Origin of the sequence: Lentibacter sp., from assembly GCF_965658795.1 — a bacterium.
GTDB lineage: Bacteria > Pseudomonadota > Alphaproteobacteria > Rhodobacterales > Rhodobacteraceae > Lentibacter.
Genome location: NZ_CBFHTG010000001.1, coordinates 144,081 through 158,631 on the forward strand (window position 1 = coordinate 144,081; position 14,551 = coordinate 158,631).

Annotated in this window: 17 protein-coding genes and 1 tRNA gene; 9 read left to right on the plus strand and 9 right to left on the minus strand. The window is 58.9% G+C overall.

What is annotated here, in order from left to right:
- On the plus strand, window positions 1–1,108 hold a 1,108-nt coding region (locus ACTG3X_RS00755), incomplete at its 5' end, for a D-alanyl-D-alanine carboxypeptidase (protein WP_439109308.1).
- Here ACTG3X_RS00755 and ACTG3X_RS00760 read toward each other — a convergent pair.
- On the minus strand, window positions 1,105–1,530 hold the full coding sequence (locus ACTG3X_RS00760) for a tellurite resistance TerB family protein (protein ID WP_439109309.1): 426 nt from the start codon (window positions 1,528–1,530) through the stop codon (window positions 1,105–1,107). The genes ACTG3X_RS00755 and ACTG3X_RS00760 overlap by 4 nt on opposite strands.
- A 121-nt stretch (window positions 1,531–1,651) precedes the next feature.
- Between ACTG3X_RS00760 and ACTG3X_RS00765 the strand changes: the two genes are divergently transcribed.
- Together ACTG3X_RS00765 and ACTG3X_RS00770 are read left to right on the plus strand one after the other, a co-directional pair.
- The gene (locus ACTG3X_RS00765; protein WP_439109310.1) at window positions 1,652–3,295 is read left to right on the plus strand and encodes a lysine--tRNA ligase; all 1,644 of its coding nucleotides are present in this window, start codon (window positions 1,652–1,654) and stop codon (window positions 3,293–3,295) included.
- 52 nt (window positions 3,296–3,347) lie between these two features.
- The gene (locus ACTG3X_RS00770) at window positions 3,348–3,752 is read left to right on the plus strand and encodes a DUF4864 domain-containing protein (protein WP_439109311.1); all 405 of its coding nucleotides are present in this window, start codon (window positions 3,348–3,350) and stop codon (window positions 3,750–3,752) included.
- Between the two features lie 28 nt (window positions 3,753–3,780).
- Here ACTG3X_RS00770 and ACTG3X_RS00775 read toward each other — a convergent pair whose 3' ends face one another.
- The 6 genes from ACTG3X_RS00775 to ACTG3X_RS00800 form a co-directional block, all read right to left on the minus strand.
- Window positions 3,781–4,266: a DUF2244 domain-containing protein gene (locus tag ACTG3X_RS00775; protein ID WP_439109312.1), complete on the minus strand. Its 486-nt coding sequence runs from the start codon at window positions 4,264–4,266 to the stop codon at window positions 3,781–3,783.
- Window positions 4,266–4,847 (minus strand): hypothetical protein, encoded by a 582-nt coding sequence (locus ACTG3X_RS00780; protein WP_439109313.1) that lies wholly within the window; start codon window positions 4,845–4,847, stop codon window positions 4,266–4,268. Before ACTG3X_RS00780 ends, ACTG3X_RS00775 begins: the two co-directional genes overlap by 1 nt.
- A gap of 84 nt (window positions 4,848–4,931) precedes the next feature.
- Window positions 4,932–6,608 (minus strand): cytochrome c oxidase subunit I, encoded by a 1,677-nt coding sequence (locus ACTG3X_RS00785; RefSeq protein ID WP_439109314.1) that lies wholly within the window; start codon window positions 6,606–6,608, stop codon window positions 4,932–4,934.
- Between the two features lie 292 nt (window positions 6,609–6,900).
- The gene (locus ACTG3X_RS00790) at window positions 6,901–7,338 is read right to left on the minus strand and encodes a c-type cytochrome (protein WP_439109315.1); all 438 of its coding nucleotides are present in this window, start codon (window positions 7,336–7,338) and stop codon (window positions 6,901–6,903) included.
- Between the two features lie 93 nt (window positions 7,339–7,431).
- Complete coding sequence (gene lipB / locus ACTG3X_RS00795) at window positions 7,432–8,094, minus strand: lipoyl(octanoyl) transferase LipB (protein ID WP_439109316.1); 663 nt, start codon at window positions 8,092–8,094, stop codon at window positions 7,432–7,434.
- A 9-nt stretch (window positions 8,095–8,103) separates the two neighbouring features.
- Window positions 8,104–8,871: a LytTR family DNA-binding domain-containing protein gene (locus ACTG3X_RS00800; RefSeq protein ID WP_439109317.1), complete on the minus strand. Its 768-nt coding sequence runs from the start codon at window positions 8,869–8,871 to the stop codon at window positions 8,104–8,106.
- 91 nt (window positions 8,872–8,962) lie between these two features.
- On the opposite strand from ACTG3X_RS00800, the gene ACTG3X_RS00805 reads away from it, so the two are divergent.
- Both ACTG3X_RS00805 and ACTG3X_RS00810 read left to right on the plus strand, forming a co-directional pair.
- On the plus strand, window positions 8,963–9,439 hold the full coding sequence (locus tag ACTG3X_RS00805; protein ID WP_439109318.1) for a DUF2306 domain-containing protein: 477 nt from the start codon (window positions 8,963–8,965) through the stop codon (window positions 9,437–9,439).
- Window positions 9,440–9,534: 95 nt separating this feature from the next.
- Window positions 9,535–9,620 (plus strand) — tRNA-Leu (locus ACTG3X_RS00810).
- Window positions 9,621–9,749: 129 nt separating this feature from the next.
- Here the strand turns inward: ACTG3X_RS00810 and ACTG3X_RS00815 are convergent.
- Window positions 9,750–10,574 carry a hypothetical protein gene (locus ACTG3X_RS00815; protein WP_439109319.1) on the minus strand — a complete coding sequence of 275 codons (825 nt, stop codon included), beginning with the start codon at window positions 10,572–10,574 and terminating at the stop codon, window positions 9,750–9,752.
- A 176-nt stretch (window positions 10,575–10,750) separates the two neighbouring features.
- On the opposite strand from ACTG3X_RS00815, the gene ACTG3X_RS00820 reads away from it, so the two are divergent.
- Together ACTG3X_RS00820 and ACTG3X_RS00825 are read left to right on the plus strand one after the other, a co-directional pair.
- Window positions 10,751–11,311: a glutathione peroxidase gene (locus ACTG3X_RS00820; RefSeq protein ID WP_439109320.1), complete on the plus strand. Its 561-nt coding sequence runs from the start codon at window positions 10,751–10,753 to the stop codon at window positions 11,309–11,311.
- A gap of 39 nt (window positions 11,312–11,350) precedes the next feature.
- Window positions 11,351–11,791, plus strand: a complete 441-nt coding sequence (locus tag ACTG3X_RS00825) for a DUF3429 domain-containing protein (protein ID WP_439109321.1) — start codon at window positions 11,351–11,353, stop codon at window positions 11,789–11,791.
- Here the strand turns inward: ACTG3X_RS00825 and ACTG3X_RS00830 are convergent.
- Window positions 11,788–12,264, minus strand: a complete 477-nt coding sequence (locus tag ACTG3X_RS00830) for a hypothetical protein (protein ID WP_439109322.1) — start codon at window positions 12,262–12,264, stop codon at window positions 11,788–11,790. The two genes, ACTG3X_RS00825 and ACTG3X_RS00830, sit on opposite strands and share 4 nt — an antisense overlap.
- Before the next feature lie 288 nt (window positions 12,265–12,552).
- Between ACTG3X_RS00830 and ACTG3X_RS00835 the strand changes: the two genes are divergently transcribed.
- Together ACTG3X_RS00835 and ACTG3X_RS00840 are read left to right on the plus strand one after the other, a co-directional pair.
- Window positions 12,553–13,218, plus strand: a complete 666-nt coding sequence (locus ACTG3X_RS00835; protein WP_439109323.1) for a hypothetical protein — start codon at window positions 12,553–12,555, stop codon at window positions 13,216–13,218.
- A gap of 80 nt (window positions 13,219–13,298) precedes the next feature.
- Window positions 13,299–14,528: an acyl-CoA dehydrogenase family protein gene (locus ACTG3X_RS00840; protein WP_439109324.1), complete on the plus strand. Its 1,230-nt coding sequence runs from the start codon at window positions 13,299–13,301 to the stop codon at window positions 14,526–14,528.
- Window positions 14,529–14,551 lie beyond the last annotated feature (23 nt).

Consider the following 14,551-nt stretch of genomic DNA (forward strand, 5'->3'; position numbering starts at 1 on the left):
TGATCTGATCCTGAAAGGCGGGGGCGACCCGAGCCTAGACACCGACCGTCTGGCCGCCATGGCTGCCGAGCTGAAGGCGGCGGGTGTGCGGGAGGTCAAGGGGCGCTTTCTTGTGGATGGAAGCGCTTTGCCGAGCCTTGCAGCGATTGACCGCGCCCAGCCTGACCATGTGGGCTACAACCCTGCGATTTCGGGAATCGCGCTCAATTTTAACCGTGTGCATTTTGAGTGGAAGCGCGCGGGCGGCAAATGGGCCACCAGCATGGAGGCGCGCAGCGACCGCCACCGCCCTGCTGTGCGCTTTGCCAAGATGAGCATCGCGGCGCGGGATGCACCTGTTTACAGCTACGCCAGCAAAGGCGGGCGCGACGAATGGAGCGTGGCCGCTCAAGCGCTGGGCAAGGGCGGCTCGCGCTGGCTGCCTGTGCGCCAGCCCGAGATCTATGCGGGGGAAGTGCTGCGCGAGCTGGCGCGGGCCCAAGGGGTGCGCTTGCCCGAGCCGCGCAAAGGCAGCAGCGCAGGGACAGTGCTGGTGCGCCAGCAGAGCGCCGCGCTGAGCAGCCTTTGCCGCGATTTTTTGCTCTATTCCAACAACCTTATGGCCGAGATGATCGGGCTTGCGGCCACGCAGGCGCGCAGCGGCAAAGCAGGAAGCCTGAAGGCCAGCGCTGGTGAGATGAGCCGTTGGGCCAGCGGGGCGCTGGGCATGGGCGCGAGCCGCTTTGTGGACCATTCGGGGCTTGGCGACGCCTCGGAAGCCACCGCCGAAGACATGGCGCGGGCCTTGGTACGCGCGCGCAGTACCATCGAGCCGCTGCTCAAGCGCATTGCGCTGCGCGACGACAAGGGGCGCGTGAACAAGTCCCACCCTATTGATGTGCATGCCAAGACGGGCACGCTCAATTTTGTCAGCGCTTTGGCTGGCTTTGCCCGCACAGCCGACGGAACCGAAGTGAGCTTTGCTATCTTTGCTGCCGATGAGGCCCAGCGGCGGCGGATCAAGCGCGAAGACCGCGAAGCACCACGTGGCGCGCGCAGCTGGAACAGGCGCGCCAAAGGCTTGCAACAAGGCCTGATCGAGCGCTGGGGCGCGCTCTACGGTGCTTAGAGCGTGATGTGACGCGCCCGTGCGCCGCGCTCGATGGCGGCGGCGTGAAGACGGTCGAGCGCCAGCTCGTAGCGGATTTCTTCCAGGAGGCGCAGCTCGGTTTCGGCGAGGGTGCCGTCGGCGGCGGCAACATCGCAGGCCAGCGCATAGGCTGTCTCAAAGAGCGCTTCTGGAAGATTGTCGCGCACGAGACCAAAAAGCGCATCAAGCCCGTCTTCTTGGGCGAAGAGGTCAAACACCACCTGTGCGGTGCGGTTCATGCGGTCAATGTCATAGCCTGCAAAAACGGGCAGCATGTTGACTGCATTTTCGATTTTGATGAGTTCGGCTGTGCGAATATCCTCGTCAGAGGCGGAAACGGCGATCATCACCGCAACGAGGCAGTCTTGGGGCGACATGGGGTGCGGCAAGTTTTCGTTCATTTCGGGCGCTCCTTAAGGGCTTTGTTGCGGTGCAGAATATTGACCAATGCCGCGCTTGCCAATAGGAAGCATGAAGTTTGGCTCTTGCGATGTGCAAATGGGCCTGAATGGAGAAAATACAATGTCGGCACTGCGTGACGCTGCGATGAAATCAAAAGCCTGGCCCTTTGTAGAGGCGCGCCGCGTTTTGAAACGCTACGAGAAGCAGCCGCCGGAAAAGGGCTATGTCTTGTTTGAGACGGGCTATGGCCCCTCGGGCTTGCCCCATATCGGCACCTTTGGCGAGGTCGCACGCACGACGATGATCCGCCATGCCTTTACTGTGATGTCCGACATCCCCACCAAGCTCATCTGTTTCTCCGATGATCTGGACGGGATGCGCAAAGTGCCCGGCAATGTGCCCAACCCCGAGGCGTTGGCGGAACATTTGCAAAAGCCGCTCACAAGCGTGCCTGACCCTTTCGAGAAGTTTGACAGCTTTGGCGCGCATAACAACGCGATGCTGCGCCGCTTCCTTGATACATTCGGCTTTGACTACGAGTTCTTTTCGGCCACCGAATTCTATGCCTCGGGGCAGTTTGACGAGGTGCTTTTGCGCGCCGCCGAGAAGTATGACGAGATCATGGCTGTGATGCTGAAGTCGTTGCGCGAAGAGCGCCGCAAGACCTACTCTATCTTCCTGCCCATCCACCCCGAGACAGGGCGGGTGCTGTATGTGCCGATGAAAGAGGTCAATGCCAAAGAGGGCACCATCACCTTTGACACAGAAGACGGCGAAGAGATGACCCTGCCCGTGACAGGCGGTAACGTGAAGTTGCAGTGGAAGCCCGACTTTGGCGCGCGCTGGGCTGCGCTGGGCGTGGACTTTGAGATGTATGGCAAGGACCACAGCACCAACACGCCGATCTATGACAGCATTTGCCGTATCCTTGGTATGCGGGCGCCCGAGCATTTCACATATGAGCTGTTTCTGGATGAGAACGGGCAGAAGATCTCGAAATCATCAGGCAATGGTGTGAGCATTGACGAGTGGCTGACCTATGCCAGCACGGAGAGCCTCGGGTATTTTATGTACCTCAAGCCACAGACAGCCAAGCGGATGCACTTTGATGTGATTCCCAAGGCGGTGGACGAATACCACCAGCAGCTGCGCGCCTATGAGACACAGGACGAGACCCAGCGGCTCAACAACCCTGTGTATCACATCCACTCAGGCGATGTGCCCAAGTCGGATATGGTTGTGCCGTTTTCCATGCTGCTCAACCTTGCCAGCGTGGCGGCGTCTGAGGACAAAGAGGGGCTGTGGGGCTTTATCCAGCGCTATGCGCCTGAGGCGAGTGCAGAAAACAACCCCCAGCTTGATGCGGCGGCGGGCTATGCTGTGCGCTACTTCAACGACTTTGTGAAACCCACGCGTGTCTTCCGTGCGCCAACAGATCAGGAGCGCGCGGCGCTCACAGACCTTGTGGCGGCTTTGAAAGACCCTGAGCTTGCGCGCGAGATGATCGCCAAGAAGAACGCAGCGATGGGCAATGATGCGCCTGTGGCAGCGCTCGACATGACAGATGGCGAAGACTTGCAGAGCATTGTCTTTGCTGTGGGGAAGAACCACGGCTTTGAGAACCTGCGCGACTGGTTTGCAGCGATCTATGAGGTGCTGATGGGCGCAAGCCAGGGGCCGCGCTTTGGCAGCTTTATTGCGCTCTATGGTGTGGATGAGACGATCACGCTGATCGAGCAGGGCCTCGCGGGCGACCTTGGCTAAGTGATCCGCGCGGGCGGGTTGGGCGTATCCCTTTTTACAAAGGGGGTACGCTATGAAACAGATTTTACTTGGATTTGCGATCGCTTTGGCGCTGTGGGTGCGGCCTGCAGCGGCTGATGATGCGGCTGTGCGCGAGGTGATCGGGGCGCAGATCGAGGCCTTTAAGGCCGATGATTTTGCCCGTGCCTTTACCTATGCCAGCCCGATGATCCGCGATGTTTTTGGCACGGCGGAGAACTTCGGCGCGATGGTGCGCAGCGGCTACCCTATGGTCTGGCGGCCAGAGACGGTGCGCTACCTCGAGGCGCGGATTATCGCAGGCAAGCTTTGGCAGAAAGTGCTGATCAGTGATGCCAAGGGCGCGCAATTCCTGCTGGATTACCGTATGATTGAAACAGACGGCACGTGGCTGATTGATGCGGTGCAGCTTTTGCCACAGCCCGAGGTGAGCGCCTGAGGCGCTGCGCTGTTTTCGGCTCTGGCTCTCAGGTTTGAGCCTTTTTGAGCGCGTCTGTCAGCTCGCCAAAGAGCGCTTTGCGCTCGTCTTCAGACAGAAAGCGCCCCAGCTCGGCCTCGCGGCCATTGCCTGAGAGGGTGATGTAGTGGCGCACGGGCCCTTCGTTGGGGTAGATGCGCGCGCGCGTCCAGTAGGTGTTGCAGGCCCAGTCAAGCGGTGCGCCTTTGTAGGGTGTGTGCTTGAGCAGGGTCTCCTCTGGACCGATGGTGAGCACCTCGCGGGCATCGCCTGTGCGGTAGGTGTGCATGAAGGCAAAGTAGAGGCCCGTGAGCGTGATCAGCACGAAGGGCAACATCCCCCACAAAAGAGATGTGCCAATCAGCCCGAAGAGGGGGATGATGGCGAGAATGAAGATGCTTCCAAAGACGCCTGCAAAGCCACGGATGGGCAGGGAGCGGTGCGGCCAGAGTGTGAGTGTTTTGGCGGTATCGGTGGAGGTCCAGTGGTAGGGCATTATGCGCTCCTTTGCCCGTTGAGCGCGCGCAGAACAGAGACTGCAAATTGCAGCGTAAACCCTGCGATGGCGACGGCAGTGAGGGTAAAGCCAAGGGTGGTGGCGATGATGAAGCTTTTGTCCACAGCGCGGGCGAAGGTCCAGTCATAGAAGCCTGCGAAATAGGCGATGGCAAAGCTCATCGGCTCGGTTGTGGCGGCGAAAGTCGCCAGAGGCGCGGCCAGCCAGCAGGTGAAGGGGCTGTAGAACGCGGCGCGAAACCGCTCTTGGAGGATGTAGAGCACACCACAGAGGGCGAGAAGGGCCGCGTTGAAGGCCACAAAACCCGGCGTGATGCGCACAACACTTGTGACGCGGCTTTGGCTGCCGTCGGTGAGCGCGAGGACGCTGGAGTAGGGCCATGCGCGCTGTGCCGCTGTGCTGAGCAGAGCGTCAGCCGCATAGATGAGCAGGGCTGTGGCCCCCATGAGAGCGGCCAGCCCAAGGAACAAGCGGGAGACCCTGACACCACGGCGCGCCAGCCACAGCCCGATGAGCGGCACGGCGAGGCAGGCGAGAAAGGGGAGGCTTGGATAAAGCATAAGCACGCTGTCCGTGGGCGGGAGGAAAAGGAAAGGGGCCCCAGATTGCTCCGGAGCCCCTTTTTATCAGTCTAGAGCATCCGCTTAGTGAGCGTGCTGCTTGTCCCAGTCTTCCTGCTTTGGAAGCTGCTCGAACGTGTGCTCGGGCGGTGGGCAAGGAAGCGTCCACTCAAGCGTGTCGGCATATTCATTCCAGTAGTTGTTTTCGGTCACTTTCGCGCCGCGGAACAGCGTGTAAAGGATGATGCCGAAGAACAGGATGAACGACGCGAACGACAGGAACGCACCCCATGAGGAGACATAGTTCCAGTAGGCGAACGCTTCAGGGTAGTCGATGTAGCGACGTGGCATGCCCTGACGGCCCAGGAAGTGCTGCGGGAAGAAGGTCACGTTGACGCCAACAAAGAACATCCAGAAGTGAACCTTGCCCCAGAACTCAGGGTACTGACGGCCTGTCATCTTGCCGATGTAGTAGTAGATACCGGCAAAGATGGTGAAGGCTGCCCCCATGGACATGGTGTAGTGGAAGTGCGCCACAACGTAGTATGTGTCGTGGTAGGCACGGTCTACCGCAGCTTGGCTGAGAACAACGCCTGTGACGCCACCGATGGTGAAGAGCACGAGGAAGCCGATGGCGAAGAGCATCGGTGTTTTGAACTCAAGGCTGCCGCCCCACATGGTCGCGATCCATGAGAAGACCTTGATCCCTGTCGGGATCGCGATCGTCATGGTGGCGAGCATGAAGTAGCTCTGCTGTGTCAGGGACATACCAACCGTGTACATGTGGTGCGCCCAGACAACGAAGCCGAGTGCGCCGATGGCGATGATCGCCCAGACCATTGGCAGGTAGCCGAACACAGGCTTGCGCGAGAATGTCGCGAAGATGTGTGAGACAAGGCCAAAGCCTGGCAGAACCACGATGTAAACCTCGGGGTGACCGAAGAACCAGAGAATGTGCTGGTACAGGATCGGGTCGCCGCCGCCGGCTGGGTCAAAGAAGGTTGTGCCGAAGTTACGGTCTGTGAGCAGCATCGTGATCGCGCCGGCCAGAACAGGCAGGGCGAGGAGGATGAGCCAGGCCGTTACAAAGATCGACCATGCAAAGAGCGGAACCTTGAACAGGGTCATGCCCGGTGTGCGCATGTTGAGGAAGGTTGTGATGATGTTGATCGCGCCCAGAATTGAGCTTGCGCCCGATACGTGAACCGCAAAGATCGCGAGATCCATCGACATCCCTGGTGCACCTGCTGTTGAAAGCGGTGGGTAAAGCACCCAGCCCACACCCGACCCGAGCTGCCCATCCGCGCTACCAGGCACGAACATGGACGACACGCCGAGGGCGAGGCCCGCAACATACATCCAGAAAGACAGGTTGTTCATCCGTGGGAAGGCCATATCGGGCGCGCCGATTTGCAGTGGCATGAAGTAGTTGCCAAAGCCGCCGAAGAGGGCGGGAATCACCACAAAGAACATCATCAGGACGCCGTGATAGGTGATCATCACGTTCCAGAAGTGGCCATTTGGTGTACAAACATCGCTCGAAGTGAAGAAGCGGAACCCTTCAAGACACATGTGCTGGACACCCGGGTGCATGAGCTCAAGGCGCATGAACATGGTGAATCCAACGGCGATCAGACCTGCAAGCGCAGATACGATCAGATAAAGCAGACCAATATCTTTGTGATTGGTCGAGAGGAACCAGCGCGTAAAGAAGCTGCGGTTGTCCTCGTGGTCGTGGCTGTGAATGGCTGCGTCTGCCATGCGTGCCTCCCTTTGGTGCAAAAATTCGGCATACGGCAGAGGGAATCCCTGCGCGCATACGGGGTGTATCATTTATATGTTTTAGAATGTGTAAGAGGCTGGGGCAACGGGTGAAGTTGATCCAGATCAAATTATATTGTCGCACCCCCCTTGAGCGATATCAAAGGGGTGGGGGTGAGATATCATGTGAGGGGCGGGGTTCAGGGGCTGGCAGGCCGCTGGCTGCTGTGCCGCCCAAAAAGAAACGCCCCCGCAGGACGCGGAGGCGTTTGAATCGTTGTAGGCTCAGAGCTTACTCTGTGGGGGCTTCTGCATCTGCTTCGACCGCGGGGCCAACAGAGGCGAGCCATGCGGCCACATCTTCGCCGCCTTTTTTCAGCTTGAAGCTCATTTTTGATTGCTTGGGCCAGTCGTGCTTTTCGTTATATGCTTTCGGGTCCTGAACATACTCGGCGAGTTCAGCTTCTGTCCAAACAAAGCCTTCTTCTTGAGCAGCCGAGAGGCCTTTGCCGTATTTGTAGCCGTCATAAGAGCCCGCAACGCGGCCAATCACGCCGTAAAGGTTCGGGCCTGTTTTGCCGCCTTTGTAGATTTCCTCGCCTGCGTCTGACACGATCATGTGGCAGGCTTTGCATTTCTTGAACGCCTTTTCGCCGGCTTCAATGTCGCCAGCGAAGGCTGGAGCTGCGGCCATAAAGGCGCCAGCGGCGAGGAGTGTAAGAGTTTTCATTGCTACAATTTCCTTTGGTTTGATGTGGGTCTTGCGCTGACAGTATATCTGGCAACTCGCTTGACCAGATGCAACGGACAATTCGACGCGGGGTCACCCACAGCTTGGGGCGCTCATGGCCGCATCAAACGTGGCTTTGAGCGCGACATCCAGGTCATCCAGGGTGACAGGCAGGCCCAGATCGACAAGAGACGTAACCCCGTGCTCGGAGATACCACAGGGCACGATGCCTGAGAAATGCTCAAGCTCCGGCTCCACGTTGATCGAAATCCCGTGAAAGCTGACCCATTTGCGCAGGCGGATGCCGATGGCGGCGACCTTGTCTTCGGGCTTGGCGCCTGTGGCGGTGAGGGGCTTGTCATCCCGCGCGACCCAAACACCCACGCGGCCCTCGCGGATTTCGCCTGTGATGTTGAACTCGGCCAAGGTGTTGATCACCCAGCGCTCAAGGTCGCGCACAAAACAGCGGACATCGCGGCCGCGCTTGGCCACATCCAGCATCACATAGACAACACGCTGCCCCGGGCCGTGGTAGGTATACTGGCCGCCGCGCCGCGCGTCATAGACGGGGAAGCGGTCGGGGGCGACGAGGTCTTCTGTCTTGGCCGAGGTGCCTGCCGTATAGAGCGGCGGGTGCTCAAGGAGCCAGATACACTCGGGGGCCGTTCCGTCATGGATGGCGGCAACACGCGCTTCCATGAAGCTGAGTGCGTCTTCGTAAGGCACAAGGCCGTCAGAGTGTTTCCATTCGATCATGATGTGTCCTTAGCGGGGCAGCAGGCCTGCGTCTTTCAATGTGGGAATATAGCTGCGCGAGGCGGGAATGTCGCGCCCGTCTTTCAGCGTGATGCGGGCTTTGTCGCCTGTACGGGTGACGTTGGCGATGTGGCCAAAGGCGACCCAGTGGGAGCGGTGCACTTGCAGGCCCGTGTCCTGGCCTGTTTCGCGGATGGCATCACTCAGGCGCATGAGGATCAGCTCCTGGCCCTTGGTTGTGACGATTTCAACATAGTGATCCTGCACCGACAGAGAGACAAGCGCGCCGCGTTTTTCAAAGGGCAGGCGCGCCAGCAGAGGCGGTGGGCCACTTGGGGCTTTGGCCTCGTGATGGGTCAGATAGTAGAGCGCGAGCGCAACCAGAGCCGCTGTCACAAACACCGAGGCCAAGAGGCCGAGGGTGTGGGCGGGGGTGTCTGGGGTGAGGCCAAGGGCCAACCAGTTGATCAGCAGGACGGCAGGCCCGACGGCAAGCGCTGTGCTGGTGGCGACGAGTAAAGGCGTGCGCCACGCAGGGCCACGCCCCCTGACGCGGGCTGCGGTATAGGCAGCAACAAAGCTGCCAAGCGCAAAGGTTATGGGGGCGGTAAAGGCCCAGTAGGCCAGCCGCGCCGGAAAGCCCATGGCATCCAATGTGCCAAAGGGGCCAGACACAGCGAGAAACAAAACAACCCCTGCCAAGCCTGCCAAAAGGCGAGGGCTTGTGAAAAAGCGCCGTATTTCACGAAGCGCAAGCTGCGCTGGGGTGTGTTTCACGTAGAAGACCCGTTCTTTACCATAGCGGCAGATGACGCCGCTTTGCCCCTGTCATAGCCCATTTGAGACCCGAGACAAAAGGAGCTTTGATATGACGATTGACCCGATCCTGAACGCACCCGCCGAGGTGCAGCTGCATTTGCTGGCGGCTTTGGCGGCATTGGCCCTGACGCCTGTTATGCTCTGGCGTCCCAAAGGCACGCCGCGCCACAAAGCTCTGGGGCGTATCTGGGTGGCGGCGATGGCGCTCACGGCTGTCAGCTCGTTCTGGGTGATGGAGATTCGGCTCATCGGGCCTTGGAGCCCGATTCACATTTTGTCGCTGATAACGCTGGGGAGCCTGTTTCAAGCCGTGCGCGCGGCGCGGGCGCGCAACATCGTGGCACACAAGCAGTATATTTTCGGCGCAATGATGGGCCTCTTGGGGGCGGGGCTGTTTACGCTCGCGCCGGGGCGTATTCTGTCAGACAGTCTGTTTGCAGGCTTTGAAACAAGGGCGTTTGCCATTGTTCTGGTGCTGGGCGGCGCGGGGCTGTTCTGGCTTGCGCGGCGCTGGCGGGCGGGCTGAGGCGGGGCGGGCGAGATTATTTCTCGGTGCTGTGCTTATTTTCGCTTCACATCCTGCGAGGCTTTCTTTAAAGCACCCTTCACCAGCCTAGACGTGCGGTCGTGGCGGAATGGTAGACGCGCAGCGTTGAGGTCGCTGTGGGGTAACACCCGTGAGAGTTCGAGTCTCTCCGACCGCACCACTAGGACCTCCCGACAGCTTTATTTCCTACCAGAATTTGGCGTGTGGCCTTGGGCTGCGGGCGACATTCGGGCTACAGCGGGGTGCCGAGCCTTGATGGCACGCGCTCTCCCTCAGGCCCCCCCTTTTTTCAAGCCATTTCAAGCAAACGGCCGAGTGTCTGCTTTGCCGCATCATGGCGGTGTTGGGGCGGCGCAAACGGCAAAATTGCAGATTTGCTCTCTGCGGAAAGGGCCTCGAGCTGCGGTGCTATATGGCGCGCCATCGGCAGTTCATCGGCCTCATGGCGCAATTCCAAATCACAATTGGCAAAAAGCGTGATGCGGAAGCTGTCTACGAGCACAATGTGATTCACCACAGGCTGCTGCGCCCATATCGGCAGGAACGCTCCTGCGCCCTCGCAGACAAAAGAGCTTGGCTCTTTTTGCATGAGGTACTGATAGCTCTTTGTGATGCATGCATCTGATACTGCGGCGGCTGTGAGCCAGTTGAAAGGCCGAACCGGTAAAGTGCCGGGGGGCAAAAAAGCAAATGGCTGTGGCCCGGTGCCATAGATTTTTGGGCTGCGCAGCAGGCTCTTGTTTTCGGTGCCAGCGTAGAACGCACGCGTCCCGATTGCTTCGGAGCCAAATCTGGTCAGGTAGTTTTGCCTGAAACCAGCAGAACTCACCATCTGGAACGGGACCACGACCTCGATCTCGTCATCGGAGCAGAGGTTGGAATATTTGATGAGAGAAAAGCCGTCACCGCAGATCATTTTGCTCGGATCGGCACCATGCTGGAAGGTTTCTGCGATATACTTGTGATATTGGTAGTTTGCTCTTGGCTTGAAGCCGATCACTGTGCCTGCTTCACTTAAAATATCGACCAATGCAGAGGCTATCGTCGTTTTGCCCACATCAACATCCGTCCCGATGACCCACCACATATCTGTGCGTTTGTTCTCTGGTGTCATTGTTCAGGGTCCGCTTGTCGTTATGCTTTGGGGGAGGGCAAACAGATACCGTGAAACGTGATAGCTGTGATTTTACAGCAAGGTGGGCAAAAGGCTAGCCTGCGTTTCTGGCGGGCGTGTCGCTTTCTTCTGAGTGTTTGACTGATCCGATGCTTTGCGGCGCGCGTAAGACAGGTATGAAAACATTGTATCGACTGGTCTTGAAATCGGCCTCCGTTTGCACGCTGCTTCTTGGACTGTTGGTTGCGCCGCTGAGCGCAGCAGCAGGGGAGGGCTTTGTCTTTCGCTCCATAGATGGGGGCGAGATTGATACGGGGGATTGGCGCGGCAAGCCGCTCCTTGTTGTGAACACCGCGTCGCGCTGTGGCTTTACGCGCCAGTATGACGACATGCAGCTCTTGTTTGACAAATACCGCGCGTCGGGCTTCGGGCTGATTGCTGTGCCGTCGGATGACTTCAACCAAGAGCTTGGCAGTGACGCCGAGATCAAGGCGTTTTGTGAGGTCAACTTCGGGCTTGATATGCCGATGACCACGAGCCTTTCGGTGAAGGGCGCAGAGGCGCACCCGTTTTATCGGGCTGTGGCGCAGCAGACAGGCTTTGTGCCGCGCTGGAACTTCAACAAGGTTCTGATTGGCGCTGATGGCGAGGTTGTTGGCACCTGGGGATCTTCGACAAAGCCCCTGTCAGGACAGATCACACGCGCGATCGAGGCCGAGCTTGCCAAGGCCGAGTAAGTCAGGAGCAAGGGCTTTGGAACCCTCGGGGGAACGATGATGACACGCAGAGCGACACCATTGGTGCCTTGGCTTATGTACCTTGGCGGATTGCCTTTTGTGGGGCTGGCGCTCGGGCTTGCCTTGGGGCCGTTTGGCCGTGAGGCACAAGCTCTCATGCAAGAGGCGTTGCAGGGCTATGCCTTCATTATCGGTGCGTTTATGGCGGGCACCCATTGGGGACAGCGCGACAGCGTGACGGAGGCGCTGCGCCTGTTTTTACTCGTGTCGAGCAATGTGCTGGCGCTCGCTCTCTGGGCGGGGCTGGTTTTGCTGGCGTTCAAACCTGCCTTGGCGCTTTCGGGTGGGGTGTTTCTTTTGCTTTTGGCGGTAGATTATCGACTGTTGCGCGCGGGCGCGCTAGAGGCGGGCTATTTTGGACACCGCGTCAGGATTACGCTTGTTGTTCTGGCAGGTTTGGCGCTGGCGCTTTGGGCCTAGCGCTCTGACGTGATCGGATTGAGCAGAAGAAGCGGTGGCGTTTTGGGCTGGCTTTGTACAGGCCGTGGCGCGCCTTCCTGGGCCTGCCGCTCGATCAGGTAGGCGAAAGATTGCGTCACTTCATGCAGCCGTGCCTCGGCTGTTTCGGCGCGCTTTTCGTTGGAGCGAGACTGGCGCTCGAGCGTGCTGACATAGGTGTTGAGCTGCTGGCGCTCTGATTTCACCATTTCAAGGGCGACGGCATATTGCAGCTTTTCGGCTTTTTCACGCTCAAGCTTGGCGGTGAGCTCCTGAACTTCGCTGCGCTGGCTGCCCGCATAGGAGCCGACCCTGACAAGCAGGCTCAGGGCTTTGTCAAACTCAAGCCCGTCTTCATGGATTTCGGATTGGTCCAGAATGGTTTTTGACAACAAGGTCAGCATGGTCTTGTTGCGGCCTGTGACCTCTTCGAGCTTGTCCCATGAAATAATCATTGTGGTGCCATCGTTTCTATCTTGCCGGGGTTGGAAACAAATACACTTATCACAGGGTTTGCCCGAGGTCAGGGCAGACTGCATCTGAAAAAATACAGTCAATTTTAGGTTTCGGCGGTGGTTTGCCAACGCCCTCTATACTGGGTTTTCGGGCGCGTTAAGTCCAGAGGCAGTTGGGGTTTTCTCGCATCTGCGCCTTAGATCGCGGCTTGGCCTGACGAGCACCCGTTGAAATACGGCAGGGGGTGGTGCATCACTGGGCCATTGAATTGGGTTTTGAGTATTAAAATGTTTCAGATGGATCTTGCAGACAGTGCTGCCGTGCATCTTGCGGAGTTGCGCAAGCTGGGCTGTGATGTGATGGCATGCGACGATTTTGGCCAGATCGAAGCGCTGCTGGAGGAGATCGGCAGCCCCTATCGTGCGCCTATGTTTGATGTGCGGCGCAATGACTTTACCAAGGGCGGTGCGTTTTGGCTTTTTCTGATGCGGCGCGGCAAGCCTGTGGGCGGGGTGGCGGCACGACAGATTGAGCTGCAGGACGAAAGCTTTTTTGACTATGTGCAGCGCGTGTCTGGCGAGCAATATGGGGCGGAGGCGCCTCTGCGCGCGATGGCTGCGCCGCTGAAGCGCCGCCTTGCCGGACGGTTGGTGCAGCTTGATAAGCTGCATTTGACCGAGGAAGACCAAGCCAAGCCAGCGCTGATGCGCGCCTTCGGGCATATGGTTGTTGTGCTCTCGGCCATGACATGGCCCGAGTTTGACTGGATGTACAGCTTCGCGCCCGAGGCCCATGGGCCTTTGCAGTCGGCCTACGGATTTCCGATTGTCACGCCTCATGCGCTCACATGGCGGCCACCTGTGCCGTTTGTTCATAGCAACTCGGAGGCCGTGATCTATCTGTCCAAGCTTGATTTTCTGCATTTGCTCAGCTTGCGGCACAAGAAAAAGTAAGACGCAACGGCACACTCAGATTGTCTTTACTCTCTGCACGGTCGGGTCTTTTATCAGGCCAACGGAAAGGGAGATGAAATATGGATCTGGGATTGCGACCTGAGGCCCAAGCGCTGCTGGGCAAAGTGAAACAGATGATCGCCGAGGAGATTATGCCTCTGGAGGCGGAGTATCAGGCCGAAATCGGCAAGGGCGAGCGCTGGGGCTATACGGCGCGGCAGGCCGAGATACTGGAAGGGCTCAAGGCCAAAGCCAAGGAGCGCGGGCTTTGGAACTTCTGGCTGACCGACAGTGAAAAGGGGCTTGGCCTTAGCACAGTGGAATATGCCTATTTTGCCGAGGAGATGGGCAAAACGCCTATGGGGGCTGAGGTGTTTAACTGCGGTGCGCCAGATACGGGCAATATGGAGGTGTTTGAGCGCTATGGCACCGAGGCCATGAAAGAGCGGTGGCTCAAGCCGCTTCTGGCGGGAGAGATCCGCTCGGCCTACCTTATGACAGAACCTGACGAGGCCAGTTCGGATGCGACAAACATTGCCATGCGCTGTGAGCGCGATGGCGATGAGTGGGTGCTGAACGGCGAGAAATGGTGGGCCTCTGGCGCGGGTGACCCGCGCTGTAAGGTCTATATCGTCATGGTGCGCACGGGCGGTGACGATGCCCCCAAACACAAGCGCCATTCGATGGTTGTGGTGCCTGCTGGCACCGAAGGGATCGAAGTGCTGCGGCCCATGACTGTCTATGGCTCTGATGATGCACCCCACGGGCATATGCACATTCGCATGACCAATGTGCGCGTGCCAGCGGATGCGATGATCCTTGGCGAGGGGCGCGGATTTGAGGTGGCGCAGGGCCGTCTTGGGCCGGGGCGGATTCACCATTGTATGCGGGCCATCGGGCAGGCCGAAGCCGCGCTTGAGATGATGTGCCGCCGGAGCCTTGAGCGGGAGGCGTTTGGCAAGGCGATTGCCCATCTGGGCGCAAATTACGATATCATCGCCAACGCGCGTATGGAGATCGAGCAGGCGCGGCTCTTGTGCCTGAAGACCGCGTGGATGATGGATCAGGGCGATATGAAGGCGGCGGCGGTCTGGATTCACCAGATCAAGGTGGTTGCGCCGCTGATGTCGCTGAAAGTCATCGACGAGGCGGTGCAGCTCTTCGGGGCGCAGGGTATTTCGCAAGACACGGCCCTGGCCAGTATGTGGAAGCACGTGCGCACGCTGCGCCTTGCTGATGGGCCTGATGCGGTGCACCGCCGCCAAGTGGCGCGCAGCGAGCTGCGCAAATACACCCAAGAGCGTATTTGAAACCACGCAAAAAAAATGGGCGC

Bases quoted from the DNA above. Each gene is read 5' to 3' on its own strand.
- ACTG3X_RS00760 (WP_439109309.1), bottom strand. From the start codon at position 1,530: ATGAACGAAAACTTGCCGCACCCCATGTCGCCCCAAGACTGCCTCGTT.
- ACTG3X_RS00765 (WP_439109310.1), top strand. From the start codon at position 1,652: ATGTCGGCACTGCGTGACGCTGCGATGAAATCAAAAGCCTGGCCCTTT.
- ACTG3X_RS00770 (WP_439109311.1), top strand. From the start codon at position 3,348: ATGAAACAGATTTTACTTGGATTTGCGATCGCTTTGGCGCTGTGGGTG.
- ACTG3X_RS00775 (WP_439109312.1), bottom strand. From the start codon at position 4,266: ATGCCCTACCACTGGACCTCCACCGATACCGCCAAAACACTCACACTC.
- ACTG3X_RS00780 (WP_439109313.1), bottom strand. From the start codon at position 4,847: ATGCTTTATCCAAGCCTCCCCTTTCTCGCCTGCCTCGCCGTGCCGCTC.
- ACTG3X_RS00785 (WP_439109314.1), bottom strand. From the start codon at position 6,608: ATGGCAGACGCAGCCATTCACAGCCACGACCACGAGGACAACCGCAGC.
- ACTG3X_RS00790 (WP_439109315.1), bottom strand. From the start codon at position 7,338: ATGAAAACTCTTACACTCCTCGCCGCTGGCGCCTTTATGGCCGCAGCT.
- lipB (WP_439109316.1), bottom strand. From the start codon at position 8,094: ATGATCGAATGGAAACACTCTGACGGCCTTGTGCCTTACGAAGACGCA.
- ACTG3X_RS00805 (WP_439109318.1), top strand. From the start codon at position 8,963: ATGACGATTGACCCGATCCTGAACGCACCCGCCGAGGTGCAGCTGCAT.
- ACTG3X_RS00815 (WP_439109319.1), bottom strand. From the start codon at position 10,574: ATGACACCAGAGAACAAACGCACAGATATGTGGTGGGTCATCGGGACG.
- ACTG3X_RS00820 (WP_439109320.1), top strand. From the start codon at position 10,751: ATGAAAACATTGTATCGACTGGTCTTGAAATCGGCCTCCGTTTGCACG.
- ACTG3X_RS00825 (WP_439109321.1), top strand. From the start codon at position 11,351: ATGACACGCAGAGCGACACCATTGGTGCCTTGGCTTATGTACCTTGGC.
- ACTG3X_RS00830 (WP_439109322.1), bottom strand. From the start codon at position 12,264: ATGATTATTTCATGGGACAAGCTCGAAGAGGTCACAGGCCGCAACAAG.
- ACTG3X_RS00835 (WP_439109323.1), top strand. From the start codon at position 12,553: ATGTTTCAGATGGATCTTGCAGACAGTGCTGCCGTGCATCTTGCGGAG.
- ACTG3X_RS00840 (WP_439109324.1), top strand. From the start codon at position 13,299: ATGGATCTGGGATTGCGACCTGAGGCCCAAGCGCTGCTGGGCAAAGTG.